This window comes from Ruminococcus sp. 210702-SL.1.03 (assembly GCF_020559915.1).
Classification (GTDB): domain Bacteria; phylum Bacillota; class Clostridia; order Oscillospirales; family Ruminococcaceae; genus YE71.
On the sequence record NZ_JAJCLZ010000125.1, the window covers coordinates 1 to 456 of the forward strand.

General features: G+C 34.4%; 1 protein-coding gene. It reads right to left on the reverse strand.

The genetic code is table 11. The features are described 5' to 3' along the window. Positions 1 to 27: 27 nt before the first annotated feature. A complete protein-coding gene (locus LI114_RS14240) occupies positions 28 to 162 on the reverse strand; it encodes a hypothetical protein (RefSeq protein ID WP_264468345.1) in 135 nt (44 codons plus the stop codon). Positions 163 to 456: the final 294 nt, after the last annotated feature.

Here is a 456-nt window from a genome sequence, read left to right on the forward strand (position 1 = left end):
TAACTTCAAATCCTTGCGGTCAATGTGTCAAGTTTTATTGACAAAATCATTTCTTGAGTACAGATACCTATACTTCAGGTTTCCGTTATCATCTCTTCCAAACGGAATACGCCCCTCGAAACGTCCGTCTTTTCTCTTGTAAATGTTCATTGTATTTTTCATTTTATCGCCCTCCTCGTACTGAAATTCTGACGGCTGAAAACTTTATCAGCCGTGTTTTTTTGATAAATTTTTTTATTTTGACTTTACAAAAACCATTTGATGTGATATAATGTGCTTAAATTCTATCACATTAGTCCAAATAGCGATCAAAATCGCCTTAAATAGTCTTTCGCAAAGGTACAGATTTTGCGAAATAAAAACAGCTGATCTATGCAGTCACAAGCACAGATCAGCTGTTCTCTTTATTGTATATCCATATGATTTTCTTCTTTCTCTCCCAACTCCATTTTCTTT

What these genes read in the sequence shown, in the direction of transcription:
- LI114_RS14240 (WP_264468345.1), bottom strand. Translation starts at nt 162, where the DNA reads ATGAAAAATACAATGAACATTTACAAGAGAAAAGACGGACGTTTCGAG.